General features: G+C 52.1%; 1 protein-coding gene. It reads right to left on the bottom strand.

The features are described 5' to 3' along the window. Positions 1-13 precede the first annotated feature (13 nt). Positions 14-1,501, bottom strand: coding sequence for an IS66 family transposase (gene tnpC, locus DQG13_RS30240; RefSeq protein ID WP_113023913.1), 1,488 nt, complete (start codon positions 1,499-1,501; stop codon positions 14-16). Positions 1,502-1,603: the final 102 nt, after the last annotated feature.

The following is a 1,603-nucleotide window of genomic DNA, read 5'->3' as shown; positions in this document are numbered from 1 at the left end:
GTTACTACTTAGGTCATAGCAAAACAGGAGTGCCGGAAAAGGCAAGAGACAAGGAAGAAAGGACAGGAAGTCGTTGTTTAATAAATGTGGACACGACGCTCCGCAATCGAGCAAACCAAAGGGCTCCGTCTTCTGTTCGAAATGAACCGGAGATCTTCTGCTTGACCTTCACCATTCGGAGATCACGTTCCGCTTGGTTATTATCAAACGGAATGCAGGGACGCCAAAGAAACGAGAGAACCGCCTCTTTGTGAAGCAAAAAGCGTTCTCCCAAATTGCCAGCCTTGCTCTTAATGGCACGTCCTTTTTTACACGTTTTGGCCCGTACCGTGTCCTTCGTCCATTCGCCTTCTCCCGCTTGGAGAATGGTGTCGTACCGGTTGAGAAAGGATTCGATCACCTGCGGCTCCAAAGGAATATCCGCTTGACGAGAGCGGAGTGCCCGGGTCCATCCTTCCTTTAGCAGATCAATCATCTGCTTCGCCCACTCGTGACCGTCATGCTCGGCAATGCCGATGCACTCCCGGAGCAAATGGGCATTACACAAGGCATGGGAAAACCCATACTTGTCATTAAAATACCCTTTCATGCAATCATGGACGACGGTTCCGGTATAGGAGGGTAAGAACCCGATGGCATCCATAGCGGGACTTCCACGTCTGGCATGCAGGCGGAGCAAGGTATACGTTTCGTCGGACATCACGTGCATCCATTGGGTGCGCCCGCCTACCCGGCACCCGGTTTCGTCCGCGTGGACTTTTACTTGTTTATGCAACTGGGCTTCTATATGCACTTCGACTGGAGCAAACCGCTCATAGGATGTCTGTAAAAAGGAGAGCAGGGTTCCTTCACTTGGCCGGTACGTGGTCCAATCTTCGAATAGCTGTGCAATCCGTTGGAGCGGCAGCAAGTGAAAGGCGTGCAAATACACCGTCCACGCGGCCATCCGACTGCCATATTGGGTCGGTGCCGTAATATGTGCCGGAAAGGGAGCACGTTGGACCTGTTGGCAACAAGCGCAGTAACGCTTTTGGGCACGAAACTCGGTGGTCCATATTCGAGACGCAGGAAGATCGAATTCTTGACGCCGTTCTTCTCCCACACAGGGGGCATCCACCAACGAGCTCAAACAGTCGGGGCAGGTGATTAATTCGCAGACCACCACTTCATCCGGATGGTCGATGACATGCAACGTGGTCCCCGGATGGCCTTTCGGTGCCCCTTTGGACCCGCCAGGTGTCCGCAAATTAGGTGGCTTACGAAGCCCGTCACTGGATGGAGGCTTGCTGCTGTTATGGCTTTGCTGACGGAGTTGTCGTTCCAACTCATGCACCCGTTTCTCCAGCGTTTGGATTTGTTTGGCTTGTGTATCTACGACTTCTTGAAGCCGGCGATTCTGCTCGGTTAAGGCCCGATTTTGGTCGAGGAGAGTTTGGATGAAGCCAGCAATTTCAGGGTCACCTTTACTGATCTGATTGACTTGCTGTGGGCTAAAATCCACGCCTCATTCACCTCCGCGGGCTTTGTCTTCTTTCCTTCGACAGGGGAGAGTGAAAATCCTTTCCGAAAGTCGGGTATTTGGATATTTTTTCAAAGGATTTCA

Source organism: Paenibacillus sp. YN15 (genome assembly GCF_003285005.1).
Taxonomy (GTDB): Bacteria; Bacillota; Bacilli; order Paenibacillales; family NBRC-103111; genus Paenibacillus_AR.
This window is presented reverse-complemented; position numbering and strand designations above follow the sequence as displayed.